The 19,457-nt window shown below is 66.9% G+C and carries 18 protein-coding genes and 1 pseudogene; 7 read left to right on the top strand and 12 right to left on the bottom strand.

All coding sequences use genetic code 11. The features are described 5' to 3' along the window. Positions 1 to 277 precede the first annotated feature (277 nt). Positions 278 to 712 (top strand): hypothetical protein, encoded by a 435-nt coding sequence (locus V7060_RS04565; RefSeq protein WP_334178052.1) that lies wholly within the window; start codon positions 278 to 280, stop codon positions 710 to 712. Between the two features lie 101 nt (positions 713 to 813). Here V7060_RS04565 and V7060_RS04560 read toward each other — a convergent pair whose 3' ends face one another. The 11 genes from V7060_RS04560 to V7060_RS04510 all read right to left on the bottom strand — a co-directional run bounded on the left by V7060_RS04560 (position 814) and on the right by V7060_RS04510 (position 12,311). Further along, positions 814 to 2,082: a glutamate-5-semialdehyde dehydrogenase gene (locus tag V7060_RS04560; RefSeq protein ID WP_334178051.1), complete on the bottom strand. Its 1,269-nt coding sequence runs from the start codon at positions 2,080 to 2,082 to the stop codon at positions 814 to 816. 19 nt (positions 2,083 to 2,101) lie between these two features. After that, positions 2,102 to 3,250, bottom strand: a complete 1,149-nt coding sequence (gene proB, locus V7060_RS04555; RefSeq protein ID WP_334178050.1) for a glutamate 5-kinase — start codon at positions 3,248 to 3,250, stop codon at positions 2,102 to 2,104. Positions 3,251 to 3,259: 9 nt separating this feature from the next. After that, positions 3,260 to 3,517: a YciI family protein gene (locus tag V7060_RS04550; protein WP_334178049.1), complete on the bottom strand. Its 258-nt coding sequence runs from the start codon at positions 3,515 to 3,517 to the stop codon at positions 3,260 to 3,262. After that, positions 3,514 to 4,806: an argininosuccinate lyase gene (argH, locus tag V7060_RS04545; protein WP_334178048.1), complete on the bottom strand. Its 1,293-nt coding sequence runs from the start codon at positions 4,804 to 4,806 to the stop codon at positions 3,514 to 3,516. The genes V7060_RS04550 and argH overlap by 4 nt, the downstream gene beginning before the upstream one ends. Positions 4,807 to 4,961: 155 nt before the next feature. Further along, positions 4,962 to 5,927: an N-acetyl-gamma-glutamyl-phosphate reductase gene (gene argC / locus V7060_RS04540; protein WP_334178047.1), complete on the bottom strand. Its 966-nt coding sequence runs from the start codon at positions 5,925 to 5,927 to the stop codon at positions 4,962 to 4,964. Beyond that, the gene (locus V7060_RS04535) at positions 5,924 to 6,541 is read right to left on the bottom strand and encodes a GNAT family protein (protein ID WP_334178046.1); all 618 of its coding nucleotides are present in this window, start codon (positions 6,539 to 6,541) and stop codon (positions 5,924 to 5,926) included. The genes argC and V7060_RS04535 overlap by 4 nt, the downstream gene beginning before the upstream one ends. Positions 6,542 to 6,545: 4 nt before the next feature. After that, positions 6,546 to 7,865: an acetylglutamate kinase gene (locus V7060_RS04530; RefSeq protein WP_334178045.1), complete on the bottom strand. Its 1,320-nt coding sequence runs from the start codon at positions 7,863 to 7,865 to the stop codon at positions 6,546 to 6,548. An 81-nt stretch (positions 7,866 to 7,946) separates the two neighbouring features. Beyond that, positions 7,947 to 9,029 (bottom strand): acetylornithine deacetylase, encoded by a 1,083-nt coding sequence (locus V7060_RS04525; protein WP_334178044.1) that lies wholly within the window; start codon positions 9,027 to 9,029, stop codon positions 7,947 to 7,949. A 149-nt stretch (positions 9,030 to 9,178) separates the two neighbouring features. Further along, the gene (locus V7060_RS04520; protein WP_334178043.1) at positions 9,179 to 10,381 is read right to left on the bottom strand and encodes an argininosuccinate synthase; all 1,203 of its coding nucleotides are present in this window, start codon (positions 10,379 to 10,381) and stop codon (positions 9,179 to 9,181) included. Between the two features lie 145 nt (positions 10,382 to 10,526). Continuing rightward, positions 10,527 to 11,528: an N-acetylornithine carbamoyltransferase gene (locus V7060_RS04515; RefSeq protein ID WP_334178042.1), complete on the bottom strand. Its 1,002-nt coding sequence runs from the start codon at positions 11,526 to 11,528 to the stop codon at positions 10,527 to 10,529. 273 nt (positions 11,529 to 11,801) lie between these two features. Then, positions 11,802 to 12,311 (bottom strand): hypothetical protein, encoded by a 510-nt coding sequence (locus V7060_RS04510; RefSeq protein WP_334178041.1) that lies wholly within the window; start codon positions 12,309 to 12,311, stop codon positions 11,802 to 11,804. Between the two features lie 142 nt (positions 12,312 to 12,453). On the opposite strand from V7060_RS04510, the gene cysS reads away from it, so the two are divergent. From cysS to V7060_RS04495, 3 genes are all read left to right on the top strand, one after another. Continuing rightward, positions 12,454 to 13,881 (top strand): cysteine--tRNA ligase, encoded by a 1,428-nt coding sequence (gene cysS, locus V7060_RS04505; RefSeq protein ID WP_334178040.1) that lies wholly within the window; start codon positions 12,454 to 12,456, stop codon positions 13,879 to 13,881. A 160-nt stretch (positions 13,882 to 14,041) separates the two neighbouring features. Then, positions 14,042 to 14,479 carry a SufE family protein gene (locus V7060_RS04500; RefSeq protein ID WP_334178039.1) on the top strand — a complete coding sequence of 146 codons (438 nt, stop codon included), beginning with the start codon at positions 14,042 to 14,044 and terminating at the stop codon, positions 14,477 to 14,479. Continuing rightward, entirely contained in the window at positions 14,476 to 15,717 is a 1,242-nt protein-coding gene (locus tag V7060_RS04495; RefSeq protein WP_334178038.1) for an MFS transporter, read from the top strand. Before V7060_RS04500 ends, V7060_RS04495 begins: the two co-directional genes overlap by 4 nt. A 69-nt stretch (positions 15,718 to 15,786) precedes the next feature. Here the strand turns inward: V7060_RS04495 and dksA are convergent, their stop codons facing one another. After that, complete coding sequence (gene dksA / locus V7060_RS04490) at positions 15,787 to 16,902, bottom strand: RNA polymerase-binding protein DksA (protein ID WP_334178099.1); 1,116 nt, start codon at positions 16,900 to 16,902, stop codon at positions 15,787 to 15,789. A gap of 95 nt (positions 16,903 to 16,997) precedes the next feature. Between dksA and yidD the strand changes: the two genes are divergently transcribed. The 3 genes and pseudogenes from yidD to V7060_RS04475 all read left to right on the top strand — a co-directional run. Continuing rightward, positions 16,998 to 17,255: a membrane protein insertion efficiency factor YidD gene (yidD, locus tag V7060_RS04485; RefSeq protein ID WP_334178037.1), complete on the top strand. Its 258-nt coding sequence runs from the start codon at positions 16,998 to 17,000 to the stop codon at positions 17,253 to 17,255. After that, entirely contained in the window at positions 17,255 to 18,601 is a 1,347-nt protein-coding gene (locus V7060_RS04480; protein ID WP_334178036.1) for a dihydroorotase, read from the top strand. The genes yidD and V7060_RS04480 overlap by 1 nt, the downstream gene beginning before the upstream one ends. A gap of 104 nt (positions 18,602 to 18,705) precedes the next feature. After that, positions 18,706 to 19,452 (top strand): annotated as a pseudogene (locus V7060_RS04475) (peptidoglycan DD-metalloendopeptidase family protein); the annotation flags it as partial. Positions 19,453 to 19,457 lie beyond the last annotated feature (5 nt).

Below are 19,457 nucleotides of genomic sequence, written 5' to 3'. Positions count from 1 at the left end.
CCTACGGGGCGCCAGCAAACCGCCGTACAGCCGTTTCATAAGCCAGAAACGCCTAGCCCGAATCCTTCTCTATCGTTCATTCCGCGCTGCTCCTATCGCCTCTACGCCATAGAGGCGCTGAGGTGAGGCGACTAACCTGATGTATGGACTACTGTCAGCCAAACGCCAGGAAGCGACATGCGACGGAGATGATCCAGCGAGAATCGAGCACGCGTAAGCGCGCTCTTTGCTGGTACACGCTAGTATTCTCGGGGCAGAGCAATTCAAGGGGGAAACCATGAAACGAATCGTAGCGGCTGTTGCCTCACTCGCGCTTGCGTCTTGTATTCAAGCCACAAAACCGGCCGCGCCGGAGAGCGTGATTCCTGTTCCTACAGAACGACTCTATCTTTTCCAAGAAACTACCGATGAGACAAGCCAAGTCGTCGCCACACGGGATATCGGGCTACTTGCGAAGGGTTGCCCAATGACGTTCCTGGTGGATGGTCAAAAGGCTGCGGACATACGTACAGGCGAGCGCGCCGTGTTCAACCTCGCAGCGGGCGAGCACGTGATAGGTGTCGAGCCATCCGGCGGCGGGTTATGCGCGATGGGAGACGAGCGCCGCCACCGCAATGAAATAAGCGTGACTATTAAAACGGGAGAGTCAAAACGATTTCGGCTGAGTGTGGACGTCAACGGAAAACCCGGCATCGCCCCCACGACTCTTTAATCGCCGAAGGGGAAACGCTAGCGATAGCAAAGCGCCCCCAAAGCATAGACTTGACGAATCGGAACTACAGCCGAAAGAAGCAGGTCTCTTGCCGGCTTTTGTCATGTCTTCAGTAGATCGGGATGCCGCATCTGCCCCGCCCCACGCACCACAAACCGCTCCACCGTCAGCGCCTCCAGCCCCATCGGGCCGTAGGAATGCAGGCGTGTGGTGGAGATTCCGATCTCCGCGCCCAAGCCCAGTTCACCGCCATCCGAGAAGCGCGACGACGCGTTGACCATCACCACCGCTGACCGCAATGCGTTGAGGAACGTCTCCGCATTGACGGGATGGCGGGTCACGATGACCTCGGTATGGTCCGAGGTGTAGCGGCGGATATGCGCGATGGCAGCGTCAAGATCGTCCACCACGCCGACCGCGATCACCAGATCGAGGAACTCGGCGGCGAAATCCTCATCCGTCGCGGCGACCGCATCCGGCATCAGCGCTCGGGCTTCCGCATCCGCCCGCACTTCGACACCACGCGCACGTAACGCCTCGGCCGCGCGCGGCAGGAACGTCGGCGCGATGTCCCGATGCACCAGCAGCGTCTCCAGTGAATTGCAGGCCGACGGGCGCGACACCTTGCCGTCCAGCAGCAGGGCCAACGCCAGGTCTTCGTCCGCGCCCGCGTCCACGTACTGATGGCAGACGCCCTTGTAGTGCTTGATCACCGGCACGCGCGCGTGTTCGGCGACGAAGCGGATCAACCCTTCGCCACCGCGCGGGATGACCAGGTCGATCACGTCGCTGAGCTGGATCAGCTCCGGGATGGTCTCGCGGCGCAGGTCCTCGACCAGCGTCAACACCGCGTCCGGCAGGCCGGCCTCGCGCAGCGCACGCTTCAACGATGACGCGATGGCGGTGTTGGAATGGATCGCTTCCGAACCGCCGCGCAGGATCACCGCGTTGCCGGCCTTCAGGCACAGCGCCGCCGCGTCGGCGGTGACGTTCGGGCGCGCCTCATAGATCATCGCGATCACGCCCAGCGGCACGCGCACGCGCTCGACATGGATGCCATTGGGTCGGTCATAGGCGCGTGTCACCTGCCCGACTGGGTCCGGCAGATCCGCTACTTCGCGCACCGCGGCGGCGATGCCTTTCAGGCGCGCGGCATCCAGGCGCAGGCGATCCAGCATGGCGCTGCCGATGCCTTTCGCCGACGCCGCCTCGAGGTCGCGTGCATTGGCGGCCAGGATCGCGGCCTCATCGGCCAGCAGTGCGTCCGCCATTGCGCGCAGCAGCGCGTTCTTCTCATCCGTCGGCAATGCCGCGATGGCGTGGGCCGCATCGCGGCATTGCAGGGCCTGCTGGGTGATGGTGCCGGTCATGCGGATTCCATGGGTAGGCTCAGACCAGGACGAGGTCGTCGCGATGGACGACGTTCTCGCCGTAGGTGTAACCGAGGATGGCTTCGATCTCGCGCGAATGTCGGCGCGCAATGCGGCGGATGTCGACCGCCGAGTACTGGCTGACGCCGCGCGCAATGCGGCGGTCGCCGGCCTCGTCGCGCAGGATCACTTCGACCATGTCGCCGCGGCGGAAATCGCCCTCTGCCGTGGCCACGCCGCCCGGCAGCAGCGAGGCGCCCTTCTGCCCCATGGCGTTCGCCGCACCGGCATCGACCACGATGGCGCCGGCCTCCACCGGCACGTTGCGCAGCCAGTACTTGCGCGCCGCCAGGCGGTTCTGCGCCGGACGGAAGCGCGTGCCGAGGAGCGCACCGCGCGACAGCGCCGACAGCGTCGCCGCCTGCGTGCCATTGAACAGGAAGGTCTCGATGCCGGCCGCCGCCGCCTTGGCCGCCGCTTCCAGCTTGGTGTGCATGCCGCCGGTGCCAACGCCGCTGCCGGCGCCGCCGGCCATGGCGAAGAACGCCGGCGTCAGTGCCTCGACATCGAGGATCGGCCGAGCATCCGCATGCGTGCGCGGGTTGGCGGTGTAGAAGCCGTCGATATCGGTGGCGATGAACAGCGCATCGGCATCGACCAGCGCCGCGACGACCGCGGCGAGGTTGTCGTTGTCGCCGAGCTTCAGTTCGTCGACGGACACGGTGTCGTTCTCGTTGACCACCGGCAACGCGCCCAGCGCCAGCAGTTCCTGCAGCGTGGCGCGCGCATTGAGATAGCGGCGACGGTTGCGCAGGTCGTCGTGGGTCAGCAGCACCTGCGCCACGGGACGGTCGAAGAAGCGTTGCCACAGCGCGATCAGCTGCGCCTGCCCGAGCGCCGCGAGTGCCTGCCGCTCGGCCATCGCCACGCCGGCCTGCGGCTTGCGGTGCAGCAGGCCGCGTCCCGCTGCCACTGCGCCGGACGACACGATCACCACTTCGCGCCCGGCGGCGATGCTGGACGACACGAACTGCGCCAGGTTCAACGCATGGCGCGGGCTGAGTCCCTCGCCTTCCGCCGCCAGCAGGCTGCTGCCGACCTTGAGCACGGCGCGACGCCAGGCCGGCAACGGTTGTTCGGTGAACGGCGGCGGCGTGGCGAGGGTCATCGGGTCAGCTCAGCGGGTATTCCATTCGTAAACCGTGAGGTCGGACGTGCCGGTCAGCGCCAGGGGATCGCGCGCGGCGATCGCCTTCGCGTCATCCAGCGAGGCGACGTTCACCAGCACATAGGCGCCGCCGCTCCTGTCGCTGAAACCGCCGGTCATCTCCAGCTGGCCGGCGGCACGCAGGTCGTCGAGGAACGCGAGATGCGGCGCGATCACGGCGTCGTCGAACGACGGACGGCGCATCGCCATGACGAGGTAGCGCGTCATAGCGCATCCCAGCGTGCGAGCAGTTCGTCCAGACGCAGGTCGGCGGCGGCGCCAGGCGACACGCGCGCGGCCAGGCTGCCTTCCGGCGTGCGGCCCTGCCCCGCGCTGTCGGCCGATGCAGCGGCGGCCTTGTAGGCCTCGCGGAACGGCACGCCCGCGACGGCGGCTTCGACGGCGACATCGGTGGCGTACATGCCCGAATCGATCGCGGCACGCAGCTTGTCTTCACGCCACTCCAGATTCGCCAGCAGCGCCGGCAGCAGTTCCAGCGCCGGCAGCCCGCGGCCGAAGCCGTGGAAGATCGCGCCCTTGCTGGCCTGCAGGTCCCGGTGGTAACCCGACGGCAGCGAGAGCAGCTGTTCGATCTCGGTGCGCGCGGCGGCGACACTGGCGTGCGTGGCGCGCATCAGTTCGATGACGTCGGGATTGCGCTTGTTCGGCATGATCGAACTGCCGGTGGTATATTGCGCCGGCAACGCGACGAAGCCGAACTCGGCGCTGGTGAACAGCGACAGGTCCCAGGCGATGCGGCGCAAGTCCAGCGTGGCGCCACCCAAAGCCTCCAGCGCGGCAAGTTCGAACTTGCCGCGCGACAGCTGCGCGTAGATCGGGCTGACCTGCATGCGCGCGAAGCCGAGCGCGGCGGTGGTGTGCTCGCGGTCCAGCTTCAGGTTGACGCCGTAGCCGGCGGCGGTGCCGAGCGGATTGGCGTCGACCAGCTTCAGCGTGTCGCGCGCACGCGTGGTGTTGTCGATGAAGGCTTCCGCCCAGCCCGCCCACCACATGCCGGCCGACGACACGACGGCGCGCTGGATATGGGTATAGCCAGGAATCGGAAGATCACGCTCGGCTTGCGCGCGGTCGAGCGCGACCTTGGCGATCTCGCGCGACAGCACGGCCACGCGTGCCAGCTTTTCCTTCAACCACAACCGCGTGGCGACCAGGATCTGGTCGTTGCGGCTGCGGCCGGTGTGGATCTTGCGGCCTGCGTCGCCGAGGCGCTCGGTCAGCCGCGCTTCGATGGCGGAGTGGCCGTCTTCGAAGCGCTCGTCCAGCACGAAGTCGCCGCGGCGGAAATCCTCGGCCAGCGTCGCGAGTTCGCGCTTCAGTCCCGCCAGTTCGTCGCCGGACAGGATGCCGGTGCGCTGCAGACCTTCGGCATGCGCGGCGCTGGCCTGGATGTCGTGCAGGAAGAACTCGCGGTCCAGCACCACGTCGTCGCCGGCGAGGAAACGCTGGATCTCCGCGTCCACCGCCACGCCGGGTTTTTGCCACAACAAGTCAGACATCGTGTCTCTCCGCCAGAAATTGCCGATCCGTCGCTCTTTCCCTTCTCCCTCCGGGAGAAGGTGGCCCGAAGGGCCGGATGAGGGTGCGGCGCGCTGGATGCCTGCAGCTTCGCCGTACCCTCACCCCAACCCCTCTCCCGGAGGGAGAGGGGCTTTCAAACCTGTCCCGGATTCTCCGGGATAGCAGTGAATTCATCGAAGCCAAACGCCTGGTTGAGGTTCTGCATCGCCTGCGTCGCCGCGCCTTTCAGCAGGTTGTCCAGCGTGGCCACAACCACCAAGCGCTTTCCGCCCGGCGCCAGCGTGAAGCCGCCGATCTCCACGCCGTGCCGGCCGGCGATGCGACTGACCCACGGCGCTTCGTCGAGGATGCGGATCAGCGGTTCGGACGCATAGCGCTCGCGGTACAGCGTGCGGACGTCGTCGATCTTCATCGCCTGCTGCAGCCACAGGTTGACCGTCATGGTGATGCCGCGGAAATGCGGCGCCACGTGCGGCATGAACTCGACCGGCACGCCGAGCTGCCGGCTGACTTCGCGCTCATGCATATGGTCGGTCAGCGCGTATGGCATCAGGTTGTCGCGCAGCAGCTCGGTATTGTTCTTGTCCGACGGCGACGTCCCCGCACCGGAATAGCCCGATACGCCGAAGCACTGCGGCGGCCCCGCCAGGCGGTCGAGCAGCGGTGCGATGGCCAGTTGCATGGCGGTGGCGTAGCAGCCGGGATTACTGATGCGCTTCTGGCCGGCGTAGGTCTGCCGGGTCAGTTCGGGCAGGCCGTAGTACCAGTGCTCGTCGAAGCGGTAGTCCGCCGACAGGTCGACGACGACCGTGTCGGGCGCCTGCGCGTCGATGGCGGCGACCAGCTCGGCCGCCTTGCCGTTGGGCAACGCCAGGATGACGGCATCCGCGCCTTTGCCGCCCACCTCGTCATGACTCAGGGTTTCGTAGCGCAGCTCGCCGCTGAAGCCGGCGATGTGGTCGCTGACCTTCTGCCCGGCGAGTTCGCGCGAGGACACGAAGGCCAGTTCGAGATCCGGATGGCGGGCGATCAGACGGATCAGCTCCGCCCCGGTGTGGCCGCGGGCGCCGACGATGCCGACGGTCTTCTTGCTGCTCATTTGGAATCCTGTTCGTGTTGCGCCAGCCGCGCGAGCAGATTGCTGCGCACGGCCGGCCATTCTGTATCGAGGATGGAAAAGACGACGCTGTCGCGCACGGTACCGTCGGCATGCCGGCGATGGTTGCGCAGCACGCCGTCCTGGCGTGCGCCCAGGCGCGCGATGGCCGTCCGCGAGCGATGGTTGAACCAGCTGGTCTCCAGCACCACGCTGATGCAGCCCAGGGTATCGAAGGCGTGGCCGAACAGCAGCAGCTTGGCCTCGGTGTTCAGCCCGGTACGCTGCACCCGCGGCGCATACCAGGTATAGCCGATGCTGAGTCGCGGCACGCCGGCCTCCATGTCGTAGAAACGCGTGCTGCCGACGATCGCGCCGTCGGCATCACGCACCACGAACGCCAGCCATTTTCCCTGTGCCTGCTGCGCAAGCACGTCGGCCAGCCAGCCATCGACGTCGGCCGCGCGCGGTACGTTGGTGTACCAGAGTGCGGCCAGCTCGTCGCCTGCCAAGGCTTCGCGCAGGCCGTCGGCATGTTCGGCACACAGCGCCTCAAGATGCACATGGCGGCCTTGCAGGGTCGGCGCGGTGCGCCAGGCGTCGGGCAGCAGGCTCATCGCCTCAGTCCTTCAGCGTCGGCAGCCGCGTGCGGCAATGCGCCACGCAGCGTTCGATGTCGCCGAAATCCTCGATGCCGTACCAGAACACCTTCCACTTCTCCTGCTTGTAGCAGCCGTCGGATTCGGCGTAGTAGAAGATGTTGACCGGGTTGTTGTGGCGCGAACGCCAGAACAGCTGCGGATTCTCCTCTCGCATCACGTGCCACACCGCGCGACCCAAGCCTTCGCCTTGCGCGTCGTCGAGCACGGCGAACTTGTCGAGGTAGGCGAAGCCCTCTTCCTGCGTCAGGATCAGCGCGGTGCGGTAGTTCTCGCTGATGTAGACGCGGTAGGGCGTGGTGCGCTCGAAGTAGTCCGGCAGCAGGGTGCGGCCGAAGCTCGATTCGATCAGCGTCTTCAGCCGAGGCAGGTCCACGCCCTCCCAGCCGTTGCCGAAGCGCAGCACGCGCTCGCCACGGCGCACCAGCGTGCCGGAGCCGCGGTGGGTGAACAGTTCCTTGGCCAGCTCGGCCGGCTTGGTGATGGAGACCGACGAGGTCAGTGGCAGGCGGTCCAGCAGGTCCTTGATCTGTTCGATCTTCACCCGCATGCCGCCGTTGATCCACGGCTGCGCCATCAGTTCGTCGTACTCGGTGGACAGGTTGATCGAGTCGATCACCCTGCCTTCCGCGTCCAGCAGGCCGCCGGTGCCGGTCAGGAAGATGATCTTGTACGGCTGCAGCACCTGCACCAGTTCGTTGGCGGCGAAGTCGGCGTTGATGTTGAGGATCTGCCCGCCGATCGTTTCGCCCATGCTGGCGATCACCGGAATCGAGCCGGCCTTCAGGCTGGCCTCGATCGGCGACAGGTTGATGCGGGTGACATCGCCGACCAGCCCATAGGTGGCCTGGTCCTTGTACTCGGCTTCGAACACCCCCGAGACGATCGACGTGGCACGCGCGCCGAACTGCTGCAGGGCCTCGACCAGCGCCAGGTTCTGCTGCAGGAACACCTTGCGCACGATCGCCAGCACTTCGGGCGTGGTCACGCGCAGGCCGTTGACGGTCTGCTTGGTGATGCCGGCGGCGGTCATCTCTTCGTCCAACTGCGGACCGGCGCCATGCACCACGATCGGCGTCAAGCCGACTTCCTGCAGGAACGTCAGCGAGGACGTCAGCGCTTCCAGATCGTCGCGCAGCACCGCGCCGCCGACCTTGACCACGGCGAATCGCTTGGCGTCCAGCTGCGAGAAGCGCTTGACGTACTGCGAGATCTCCTTCGCGCTACCCATGCTGGACAGCAGGCGGATGATGGTCTGGCGGGTTTGCTTGTTCGTTTCCATGTCTTTGCTTGTCGTAGGGTGGGCCTTGGCCCACCGTCGTCATCGGATTGCGCACGGCGGGCCAAGGCCCGCCCTACGGTGTTACTGGAGAATCCGCACCACGCTGTCCGCATACCGCTGCAACTGCTCCAGCGACACCCATTCGTCGGCCGTGTGTGCCTGGGCGATGTCGCCCGGGCCGTAGACGAACGCCGTCAGGCCGGCAGCCGAGAACAGCGAGGCCTCGGTCCAGAAGTCGACCGCGTTGCCGATCGGCAGACCGAGTTCGTCGGCCAGGTCGCGCGCGGCCAAGCGACGCTCCTCGGCACGCGCGACATCGCCGGACGGCAGCGAAGGACCACGGAAGGTCTCCTCGTACTCGGCCAGCGCATCGGCATTGGCGAATCCACGGAACGTGGCGTGCAACTGGTCCATGTCCTGCGACGGCAGCGGGCGGAAGCCGAAGCGGACCTCTGCGCTGGGCGCGATCATGTTCGCCTTGATGCCACCCTCGACCCGGCCGATGTTGAAGCGCAGCCCGGTCAGGCCGCCGAAGCGCAGGTGATGCTGGTCCTGCACGAAATCCAGCGCGGTGGTGCCCCAGCGCATCGCGTTGTGAAGCGCGCTCAACGACAGCGCGTTCTCGGCCGAGGCGTGACCCGCCTGTCCCTTGAACGCCATGCGTACGGCGCTGATGCCGCGGTGCGCGAGCACCGCTTCGCAGCGGGTCGGCTCGGCGATGATCGCCTCGCCGAAACCGTGATCGCGCGCGAGGAACGCGGCGATGCAGCGCGCATCGTTCGCTTCCTCGTCGGTGGTGAACAGGAATGCGGCATCGCCCTGCGTCACCTGCGCTGCGGCGACCAGCGCCGCCGCCGCACCCTTGATGTCGCACGCACCCAGGCCGATCGCCCGGTCGCCTTCGATGCGCAGTACATGCGGACTGGCGCTCCACGCCGGCGACGACGGCACCGTGTCCAGGTGCACGTTGAACACCCGCTTCGGCTGCCCGCGCACGGCGAAGAACGACACCGCACCGGCGCCGTGGTCGGTCACCTCGATGCGGAAGTCCGGCAACTGCGCCCGCAGGTAATCGAAGATCCCGTCCGTGCCGATATCGCGCGGGGGGTTGCGGGTATCGAAGGACACCAGTTTTTCGAGGTGCTGGAGGACTGATGGGAGCATTGCGTGTCGTATCCGTGGTCGATCAATGTTCCGGTCGTCATCCCGGCGAAAGCCGGGATCCATTTGGCTTCTACCCTTGAGCGATCAGGAGCAGGATCAAGTTGGATTCCAGCTTGCGCTGGAATGACGTGGTGAGTTATCGAGTGCGCTCAGCGGTTGATCTCGGCCCACAGGGTCGAGCTCATGCCGAACAGCTTGATGAAGCCTTCCGCCTCTTCCACACCCCAGTCGGCCGACTGCGCGTAGGTTGCGCCCTTGGCGTTGAGGATGTGCGGCGACTTTACCGCCACCGCGTCGACGCGGCCGCCACGGGTTTCCAGCACCACTTCGCCATTGACGGTGGACTGCGAAGATTGCAGGAAGGCTTCCAGATCGGCCTTCAGCGGATCGTGGTAGAAGCCTTCGTACACCAGCTCCACCCACTTGCGCGCGACCTCGGGCTTGAAGCGGTTCTGCTGCTTGGTCAGCACCGTCTCTTCCAGCGCGCGGTGCGCGGCCAGCAGCGACACCAGGCCCGGCGCCTCGAACACGATGCGACCCTTCAAGCCGATCACCGTATCGCCGGTGTAGACGCCGCGACCCACGCCGTAGGGCGCGAACAGCGCGTTCAATTTCGCCAGCAGCGCGGCGCCGGCGACGGGCTGGCCGTCCAGGCTGACCGCTTCGCCGTGCTTGAAGCCGATCGTCACCCGCAGCGGCTCCGCCGGCCACTCGGCGCGCGGCGCACACCAGCCGCGCGCGCCTTCGCCCGGCGCTTCCCAACGATCGATCTCGCCGCCGGACATGGTCAGGCCCAGCAGGTTCTCGTTGATCGTGTAGCTCTTCTGCTTGGCGCGCACGCCGAAGCCGCGCTCTTCCAGATAAGCCTGTTCGTAGGCGCGCGTCTGCGTGTGTTCCTTCTGGATCTCGCGGATCGGCGCCACGATGCGGTAGTCGCCGCTCGCCTTTACCGCCAGGTCGAAGCGCACCTGGTCGTTGCCCATGCCGGTGCAGCCATGCGCGATGGCGTTGGTGCCCAGCTCGGCCGCACGCTTCAGCGCGGCATCGACGATCAGGTAGCGGTCGGACACCAGCAGCGGGTACTGGCCCTGGTAGCCCTCGCCTGCCCACACGAACGGCTTGACGAAGCCGTCCCAGATCGCGGGACCGCCATCGACGGTGACGTGGCTGGCCACGCCCAGCTCGGCGGCACGCTGCTCGATGAAGGCGCGCTCTTCCGCATCCACGCCGCCGGTATCGGCGAACACGGTGTGGACGTTCCAGCCGCGCTCCTTCAGGTAGGGCACGCAGAAGCTGGTGTCGAGGCCGCCGGAGAAGGCGAGGACGATGTCTTTGGAGTCGGAAGCAGTCATTTCGGGATTCTCTGGTGTTGTGCCCCCTCCCCCGCATCGCGGGGGAGGGTTGGGGTGGGGGCAATGGGACGAGGCCGAACGTTCCGGAGGCCGCTCGCCCCCATCCCGGCCTTCCCCCGCAGGCGGGGGAAGGAGCGCATCGTGGTTACCGCACCAACGCGGCCATGATCGCCTTCTGCACGTGCAGGCGGTTCTCGGCTTCGTCGATGGCGATGCATTGCGGCGAATCCATCACGCCGTCGGTGGCCTTGACGTTGCGGCGCAGCGGCAGGCAGTGGCTGAAGACCCCGTTGTTGGTCAGCGCCATCTTCCGCTCGTCGACGATGAAATGCTGGTACTGGTCGCGGATCGGCTTCTCCGGCTCCCAGTTGCCGAAGAACGGCAGCGCGCCCCAGCTCTTGGCGTACACGACGTCGGCACCGGCATAGGCGCTGTCGATGTCGTGGCTGACCTGCAGCGAACCGCCGCTCTCGGCGACGTTCTGCTCGGCCCAGCCCATGTAGCGCTCATCCAGCACGTAGTCCGGCGTCGGGCACAGCAGGGTCACGTCCATGCCCATGCGCGTGGCGATGGTCAGCGCCGAGTTGGCCACGGCGGTGTTCAGCGGCTTGGGGTGGTAGGTCCAGGTGAGCACGTACTTCTTGCCGCGCAGGTCCGAGGTGCCGAAATGCTCCTGCAGCGCCAGCGCGTGTGCCAGTTCCTGGCAGGGATGGGTGATCGTCTCCATGTTGATCACCGGTACCGGCGAATACTTGGCGAACGACTTCAGCACGATGTCCTCGCGGTCGTAGGCCCAGTCGACGAACTTCGGGAACGCGCGCACGCCGATCAGGTCCACGTAGCGACCCAGCACCTTGGCCACTTCGGCGATGTGTTCTTCGGTGTCGCCATCCATCACGGTGCCGAGATTGAACTCGATCGGCCATGCATCCTTGCCCGGCTGCAGCACCACCGCGTGGCCACCCAGCTGGAACGCGCCCAGTTCGAAACTGGTGCGGGTGCGCATGGAGGGATTGAAGAACACCAGCGCGATGGACTTGCCCTTCAGCGCGTCGCCCAGCTTGTGCTGCTTGTAGAGGGCGGCCTGCGTCAGCAGCGCGTCGAGGTCGCTGCGGCTCCAGTCCTGCGTGTTCAAGAAGTGCTTCATTACGGCATCCTGGTGTCGGGAATGTGGCAAAACGGGCTTCGAAAACGAAAAAACCCAGCCTCTGGCTGGGTTTCCGGTGAACAGGCGACGACGTCCGGAGTACCCAGCTAGATGCAGGATTCCGGTCGACGGGCACGCGACGTCATGCTCGAGGCCTGCGAGGCCGCGCTGTCTGCATGGGCGTGTGCGTTCATCTTCATGGGCGCGAATGCTCGCATGTGCTGCGGCGCAGCGCAAGGACGGATTCGGTTGCGTGTGCAACCGTGCACGGAATCAGGGACCGCTCGCCGTGGGCTGGGCCGGTGCGATGTAGGGCACCACCGAGATGCGGATGCGCAGGCGGTTGCCTGGATCTTCAGCCAGTCGCGAGCGGTACTTCACGCCCTTGTAGATGTAGTCCACGTCGTAGGCGATGGGACGCTGGAACTCGCGCTCGATGGGCACGACGCGGCAATTGACCTTGACCGCGGGCAACGTCACCGGCGGCGTCTGTGCCGGCTCCTCATCATCGCCCCCGAACCAGCCGCGCACCGAGTTGACCATCCGGCTCCAGCGACCCTCTTCCCTGGCTTCCGGCGCAGGTGCTTCGGCCCTGGACGCGGGCACTTCGTCGCAACGCTGCTCCGTACGGCTCGCCCGCAACGTCTGGTACACCGGTTCGACGCCCAGCACCTGCGCGTAGTCCACGCGGACGTTTTCCGTCGGGATCACCCGCTCTTGCGCCACGACCGGCGCGGCAAGCAGGCAACAGGACAGGAAAACGGCGGTACGGAGGCGGGGCATGTGGCCTGCGGGGGATATCCAGGGGCCTCAGTGTAGGGATCGCGCCTTGAGAGGGGCTGAACATCGGCCGCCTGCCACGCATCGGGACCCTCGCGCCCGGCTCTGGCGGTAGAATTCCACCGCTCTCTCCTGCCTTGCCTCCATGACCCTGCGCCTGCACAACAACCTCACCCGCCGGGTCGAGGACTTCGAACCGCTTGGCCCGATCCCGACGATGTACGTCTGCGGGCCCACCGTCTACAACTACGTCCACATCGGCAATGCCCGCGGCCCCGTCGTGTTCGGCGTATTGGCCGCCCTGCTGCGCCGGCGCCATGGCCAGCTGCGCTACGCCCGCAACATCACCGACGTGGACGACAAGATCAACGCGGCGGCCAAGGACCTGGGCGTGCCGATCTCGGCCATCACCGACCGCTACGCCGCCGCCTACCGCGACGATATGGCCGGCCTCGGCGTGACCGGCGAGTTCGCCCCGGACATCGAACCGGCCGCCACCGATCACATCGGCCACATCGTCACCATGATCGAACAGTTGATCGCCGGCGGTCACGCGTACGCCGTCGAAGGCCATGTGCTGTTCTCGGTCGGCAGCTTCGCCGAGTACGGCAAGCTCTCGCGCCGCGATCCGGAGGAAATGCTGGCCGGCGCCCGCGTGGAAGTCGCCCCGTACAAGCGCGACCCCGGTGATTTCGTGCTGTGGAAGCCGTCGACGCCCGACCTGCCGGGCTGGGACTCGCCCTGGGGCGTCGGTCGCCCGGGCTGGCATATCGAATGCTCGGCGATGGCCGCGGCCCACCTGGGCGAGACCATCGACATCCATGCCGGCGGCGTGGACCTGCAGTTCCCGCACCACGAGAACGAAGTGGCGCAGAGCGAATGCGCGCACAAGCACGCCGACGGCTCGCACAAGACCTTCGCGCGCTTCTGGCTGCACAACGGCATGCTCAACTTCGGCGGCGCCAAGATGAGCAAGTCGCTGGGCAACATCGAGAAGGTCCACGACCTGCTGCAGCAGCACCCGCCGGAAGCGCTGCGCTACGCCCTGCTCTCGGCGCACTACCGTCAGCCGCTGGACTGGTCCGAGGCGCTGGTGGAGCAGTCGAAGAACACGCTGGACCGGTTGTACGGCACGCTGCGCTCGCTGGCGCATGTTCCTGCTGAGTCCACGATTCCAGATGCCATTGAGGAAGCGCTGGAAGATGACCTCAATACGCCTCTCGCGCTATCCGTGATCGCCAACCTCGCCGCCAAGGCCAGAATTGCTGTCGCACCTCCTGGCGGACCGAACTATCCACTGGAGGGAGACAAGCTCGAAGAGCTTTCAGCACTCAAAGCTCAACTGCTGGGCGCAGGCCGAGTACTGGGTCTCCTTCAACAAGATCCAGCGGAGTGGTTCGGCCGCGGCACGTCCTCCGACGACGATGCGCGCATCCAGGCCTTGATCGACGAGCGTGCGGCCGCGAAGAAGTCCCGCGACTTCGCCCGCTCCGACGCCATCCGCGACCAGCTGGCGGCCGAGGGCATCCTGCTGGAAGACACGCCGCAGGGCGTGCGCTGGAAGCGCGCGTGATGTCTTCTTTTCCTTCTCCCTCCGGGAGAAGGTGGCGCGTAGCGCCGGATGGGGGTGCGGCGAGATCTGGACGCCGGCAGCTTCGGTACTCCGCCGGACCCTCTCCCCAACCCCTCTCCCGATGGGAGAGGGGCTCGAATCGCCAGACTTGAACGACACGATGACCCACACGCTCTTCCCGCTCGAACCCACCGCCGCCGACGCACAGGCGGCCATCAAGGACGAATTCGCCTTCTTCAGCGACTGGTCCGAACGCTACCAGTACCTGATCGACCTGGGCCGCAAGCTGCCCGCCTTTCCCGAGGAATGGAAGCGCGAAGAACACCGCCTGCTCGGCTGCCAGTCGATGGTGTGGATCGTGCCGGAAGGCGACGCGACGAAACTGGATTTCCACGCCGTCAGTGATTCGGCGATCGTGTCCGGCCTGATCTTCCTGGCCTTGCGCGTGTACTCCGGTCGTTCCGCCGCGGACATCCTGGCCGCCTCGCCCGACTACATCGCCGACATCGGCCTGGCCAAGCACCTCTCGCCCACCCGCAGCAACGGCCTGGCCTCACTGCTGGCCTTCATCCGCGAGACGGCCGCGAACGCGAAGTGAGCCGAACCGGTACGCCTTCCGCGTTCTCGCTGCTCCGCAACCGCGGCTATGCGGCGGTGCTGGCGTACCGCATCTGCGCGCTGCTGTCGTACCAGATCGTCGCCGTCACCGTCGGCTGGCATATCTACGAACTGACCCGGGATCCGTTCTCGCTGGGCCTGGTCGGCCTGGCGGAAGTGCTGCCGTTCTTCTGCGTGGCACCGTTCGCCGGTTATCTGGTCGACCATCTGCCGCGACGGCGTGTCGGCATCGTGGCCTGCGGTGCGCTGGCGACCACGGCGGTGATCCTGGTGGCCGTGTCTGCGGGCTGGCTGCCGTTCAACGGCACCTGGCCGATCTACGCCGCCATCGCGCTCACCGGCATGGCGCGCTCCTTCCTCAGCCCGGTCTACAACGCGCTGTTCGCGAAGGTGCTGCCGCGCGAGGATTTCGTGCGCGCGGCCGGTCTCGGCAGCGTGATCTTCCAGGCGTCGCTGGTCACCGGCCCGGCACTGGGTGGCCTGCTGGTCGGCTTCGGCGGCAAGACACTGTCGTACGCGATGGCGGTGGTGTTCGCGCTGCTGGCGGCGATCGTACTGGCGCGCCTGCGCGTGGAAGAACCCGGGCCGCCCGCGGTCAGCCTGCCGGTCTTCGCCAGCATCGCGCAGGGCGCGCGTTTCGTGCTGAACAACCAGATCATGCTGGGCGCGATGGCGCTGGACATGTTTTCCGTGCTGCTCGGCGGCGTGGTGGCGATGCTGCCGGCCTTCATCCACGACATCCTGCATTACGGGCCGGAAGGCCTCGGCATCCTGCGCGCCGCGCCGGCGGCGGGATCGGTCTGCGTGGGCCTGTGGCTGGCGCGCCATCCCCTGCAGAAGAACGCGGGGCGCGTGCTGCTGTTCGCCGTCGCGGGCTTCGGCCTGGCGGTCATCGCGTTCGGCCTGTCGCGCAGTTTCTGGCTGTCGGCCGTCATCCTGCTGTTCTACGGCATGTGCGATGGCGTGTCGGTGGTGGTGCGCTCGACCATCCTGCAGTTGTCCACGCCGGACGAGATGCGCGGTCGGGTGTCGTCGATCAACGGCATCTTCGTCAGTTCGTCGAACGAACTGGGCGCGTTCTACGCCGGCACGATGGCGAAACTGCTCGGACTGGTGCCCGCGGTGATCGTGGGCGGCTTCGCCATCCTGTCGGTGGCTGGCGTGACCGCATGGAAGGCACCAAGGCTGCGACGCCTGGATCTGCGCGACCTGCAATAGCATTGCTGGCGTGCGCAATGAAAAAGCCCCGCCGGAGCGGGGCTTTTTCTGTCACGGCTGCGGCAAGACTCAGTCGCCCTGCTGCTTCTGCATGTGCTCCCAGCGTTCCTGGGCATCGATGGTCCGCTCGGCGGTCAGGCGCGCTTCCAGGCGATCCAGGCCGATCTCCTCACCCGTGTCGACGCAGTAACCGTAGTCACCGCCTTCCAGGCGCTTGAGCGTGCTGTCGATCTTGCCGATCAGCTTGCGGTAGCGGTCGCGGGTGCGCAGTTCCAGCGAGTTCTCGGTCTCGCGGGTCGCGCGCTCGGCTTCGTCGCCGATGTCGCGGACTTCGTCCTTGAGGTTCTCGATGGTCTGCTTGGATTCCTCGACCAGGTCGGCACGCCAGTGCAGCAGGCGCTGGCGGAAGTACTCGAGCTGCAGGGTGCTCATGTACTCCTCGTCGGACGAGGGCTTGTAGCCGGTCGGCACGATCGGACGACCGGTGGCTTCATCGGTCTTGTAGGGCACTTCTTTCACCTTGCTGCGCACGACCGGCGCGGAAGGCCGGGCGGCCACGGCGACCGCGACCTTGCCCACGGGGCGGGCAACGGCGGGACGGGGGCTCACGGGCGCTTGGGCGGCGGCAGAGGCTTTGGCGTTCTTGGTATTGGTTTTCGGGACTGGCACAGGCTTCGGGGGGGACGGAACCTTGGCGGCGGGCGCCGGGGCCGGGGCAGCCGCCTTGGGGGCGGGTGCAGGCACGGGAGTCTTGGTCGCAGCCGCGGTGGGGGCGGACTTCGCCGGAACCGGCTTGGCGGCCGGTTTCGGTGCGGGCTTGGGAGCGGGCTTCGTGGCCTTCGCCGGTGCCGCCTTGGCGACAGGCGCCTTGGTGGCCGGCGCAGGCGCGGGCTTCTTGGTGACTGCGGGCTTGGTCGCCTTGGCGACCGCCTTCTTGACCGGTGCGGCCGGTTTCGCCACGGGCTTGACCACCGGTTTCTTCGCCGGGGCGGCTGCCTTCTTTGCCGGGGCGGCCTTCTTGGCGGCCGGCTTCTTGGCGACAGGCTTGGGGGCCGCTTTCTTCGCTACCGGCTTGGGCGCCGGCTTCTTGGCGACAGCCTTCTTCACGACAGGCTTCTTGGCGACGGTCTGAGCGGGTTTCTTGGCGGCCTTGGCGGCCTTCTTCGCAGGTTTCTTTGCAGCCACGAACAGCGCTTCCTTGTTCTTCCCGAGCATCGGGAAAGCGCGCTTTTATAGCCTACCCGGGAGGCAGCGGCAACCCGACGCGGTATCATCCAGTCATGTTCGCCCGCCTGCTCATCCTCCTGCTGAAGGGCTACAAGCGGTTCATCAGTCCGCTGCTGGGCCCGCGGTGCCGGTTCGTTCCCTCCTGTTCGGAATACGCGATGGAGGCGATCGGCCGGTTCGGTCCGCTGAGAGGCGGCTGGATGGCCGTGCGCCGGATCGGCCGCTGCCATCCCCTGCACCCCGGCGGACACGATCCTGTACCGTCGTGCGAGCACGATCACCCCTCCCCCCGCTGCCCCAGGACCCCCTGATGCCCCCCACCGTCATCGTCAACGCCCGCCTGGTCAACGAAGGACGCGTCACCGAGGGTGACCTGCGGATCGAGAACGGGCGCATCGCCCGCATCGCGGCGGAGATCCGCCCCCAGGGCGACGACACCGTGATCGACGCCGCCGGTCGCTGGCTGCTGCCGGGCATGATCGACGACCAGGTGCACTTCCGCGAACCCGGCATGCCGCACAAGGGCGACATGGCCACCGAGTCGGCCGCCGCCGTCGCCGGTGGCCTGACCACGTTCATGGACATGCCGAACACCAGCCCGCCGACGCTCGACGCGGCCGCGCTGGAGGACAAGTACCAGCGTGCCAAGGGACGCGCATGGGGCAACTACGGCTTCTACATGGGCGCCAGCAACGACAACCTGGAAGCGATCCGCACGCTGGACCCCAGGACCGCGCCTGGCATCAAGGTGTTCATGGGCGCCTCCACCGGCAACATGCTGGTCGACAACCCGGAAACCCTGGACGCGATCTTCCGCGAGGCCCCCACGCCGATCATCACCCACTGCGAAGACACGCCGATGATCGATGCCAATCTGGCGGCGTTCCAGGCCAAGTACGGTGATGCGCTGTCTGCCGAACACCATCCCGACATCCGCAGCCGCGAGGCCTGCATCAAATCCACCCGCCTGGCGATGTCGCTGGCGCGCAAGCACGGCACCCGCCTGCATGTGCTGCACATCTCCACCGCCGACGAACTGGCCCTGTTCACGCCAGGCCCGCTGATTGCGGCCGATGGCACGCGCAAGCAGATCACCGCAGAAACCTGCATCCACTTCCTGCGCTTCGACCGCGCCGACTATGCGGCGCTCGGCAACCTGATCAAGTGCAACCCCGCCATCAAGGACGCCAGCGACCGCGAGGCGCTGATCAGGGCCCTGGTGGACGATATCGTCGACGTACTGGCGACCGACCACGCGCCGCACACGCTGGAAGAGAAGGAAAAGCCGTACGTGCAGGCGCCGTCCGGCCTGCCGCTGGTGCAGTACGCCTTGGTCGCGGCACTGGAACTGGTGCACGAGAAGCGCATGGACGTCACCCGCGTCGTGCAGAAGTTCGCCCATGCGCCGGCCCAGCTGTTCGACGTCAAGGAACGCGGCTACCTGCGCGAAGGCTATTTCGCCGACCTGGCGCTGATCGACGATGAACCGTTCACCGTGAAGCGCGAGGACGTGCTGTCCAAGGTCGGCTGGTCGCCGTTCGAGGGCCGCACCTTCCGCTCGCGCATCGGCGCCACCTGGGTCAACGGCCGCATGGTCTGGAATGGCGAGCATCTGGTCGGCACACCCAATGGCCAGCGCCTGGAGTTCACGCGTTGAAGCTGGCGGCTGCGGCGCTGTTCGCCGCTGTCTGCGCCGGATGGATTCCGCTGGTCGTTGCGCAGGACGTGGCTCCGGCCGCACCGGTGTCGCAGGAAGAGCGCGTCGTGTTTCCCGCCAGCGTCTCGCAGGGCGCGCTGGTGTTCGGCAAGGTGCCGCCAGGCAGCCAGGTGCGTTATCGCGAACGCGTGCTGCGCGCCACCGGCTACGGCACCGTCGTGTTCGGCGTGGGCCGCGACGAAACGGGACCGCTGCAGGTCGTCGTCACCACGCCCTCGGGGCGCGTCGAAACCGTCAGCATCGCGGTCGCCCCGCGCGACTGGCCGATCGAACGCGTCAACGGCGTACCGCCGAAAACCGTCAATCCGCCCCCGGAAATCGCCGCGCGCATCCAGCGCGAACAGGCGCAGGTCACCGCTGCGCGCAGCCGCGACGACGAGCGGTCCGACTTCGCCCTCCCGTTCCAGTGGCCAGTGCAGGGCCGCATCAGTGGCCGCTTCGGCAACGCACGTGTCTACAACGGCCAGCCCGGCGCCGGTCACTCCGGCATGGACATCGCGGCACCGAACGGCACGCCGGTCAGGGCACCGGCCGGCGGCATCGTGACGTTCGCAGCGCCGGACCTCTACCTCACCGGCGGCACCGTGCTGCTCGACCACGGCCACGGCGTCAGTTCCAACTTCCTCCACCTGTCGCGGATCGACGTGAAGGTCGGCGATCGCGTGGAATCGGGCCAGGTGATCGGTGCCGTGGGCGCAACCGGGCGTGCGACGGGGCCGCATCTGCATTGGGGGATGAACTGGTTCGACGTGAGGATCGATCCGCTGCTCGTCCTCGAACGCGGGAAGTAGCTGCC

The organism is Pseudoxanthomonas sp. (assembly GCF_036845285.1).
Lineage (GTDB): Bacteria > Pseudomonadota > Gammaproteobacteria > Xanthomonadales > Xanthomonadaceae > Pseudoxanthomonas_A.
This window is presented reverse-complemented; position numbering and strand designations above follow the sequence as displayed.

What these genes read in the sequence shown, in the direction of transcription:
- V7060_RS04565 (WP_334178052.1), top strand. Translation starts at nt 278, where the DNA reads ATGAAACGAATCGTAGCGGCTGTTGCCTCACTCGCGCTTGCGTCTTGT.
- V7060_RS04530 (WP_334178045.1), bottom strand. Translation starts at nt 7,865, where the DNA reads ATGGAAACGAACAAGCAAACCCGCCAGACCATCATCCGCCTGCTGTCC.
- argH (WP_334178048.1), bottom strand. Translation starts at nt 4,806, where the DNA reads ATGTCTGACTTGTTGTGGCAAAAACCCGGCGTGGCGGTGGACGCGGAG.
- V7060_RS04560 (WP_334178051.1), bottom strand. Translation starts at nt 2,082, where the DNA reads ATGACCGGCACCATCACCCAGCAGGCCCTGCAATGCCGCGATGCGGCC.
- V7060_RS04535 (WP_334178046.1), bottom strand. Translation starts at nt 6,541, where the DNA reads ATGAGCCTGCTGCCCGACGCCTGGCGCACCGCGCCGACCCTGCAAGGC.
- yidD (WP_334178037.1), top strand. Translation starts at nt 16,998, where the DNA reads ATGTTCGCCCGCCTGCTCATCCTCCTGCTGAAGGGCTACAAGCGGTTC.
- V7060_RS04550 (WP_334178049.1), bottom strand. Translation starts at nt 3,517, where the DNA reads ATGACGCGCTACCTCGTCATGGCGATGCGCCGTCCGTCGTTCGACGAC.
- V7060_RS04525 (WP_334178044.1), bottom strand. Translation starts at nt 9,029, where the DNA reads ATGCTCCCATCAGTCCTCCAGCACCTCGAAAAACTGGTGTCCTTCGAT.
- V7060_RS04520 (WP_334178043.1), bottom strand. Translation starts at nt 10,381, where the DNA reads ATGACTGCTTCCGACTCCAAAGACATCGTCCTCGCCTTCTCCGGCGGC.
- V7060_RS04500 (WP_334178039.1), top strand. Translation starts at nt 14,042, where the DNA reads ATGACCCACACGCTCTTCCCGCTCGAACCCACCGCCGCCGACGCACAG.
- V7060_RS04480 (WP_334178036.1), top strand. Translation starts at nt 17,255, where the DNA reads ATGCCCCCCACCGTCATCGTCAACGCCCGCCTGGTCAACGAAGGACGC.
- cysS (WP_334178040.1), top strand. Translation starts at nt 12,454, where the DNA reads ATGACCCTGCGCCTGCACAACAACCTCACCCGCCGGGTCGAGGACTTC.
- proB (WP_334178050.1), bottom strand. Translation starts at nt 3,250, where the DNA reads ATGACCCTCGCCACGCCGCCGCCGTTCACCGAACAACCGTTGCCGGCC.
- V7060_RS04515 (WP_334178042.1), bottom strand. Translation starts at nt 11,528, where the DNA reads ATGAAGCACTTCTTGAACACGCAGGACTGGAGCCGCAGCGACCTCGAC.
- V7060_RS04510 (WP_334178041.1), bottom strand. Translation starts at nt 12,311, where the DNA reads ATGCCCCGCCTCCGTACCGCCGTTTTCCTGTCCTGTTGCCTGCTTGCC.
- argC (WP_334178047.1), bottom strand. Translation starts at nt 5,927, where the DNA reads ATGAGCAGCAAGAAGACCGTCGGCATCGTCGGCGCCCGCGGCCACACC.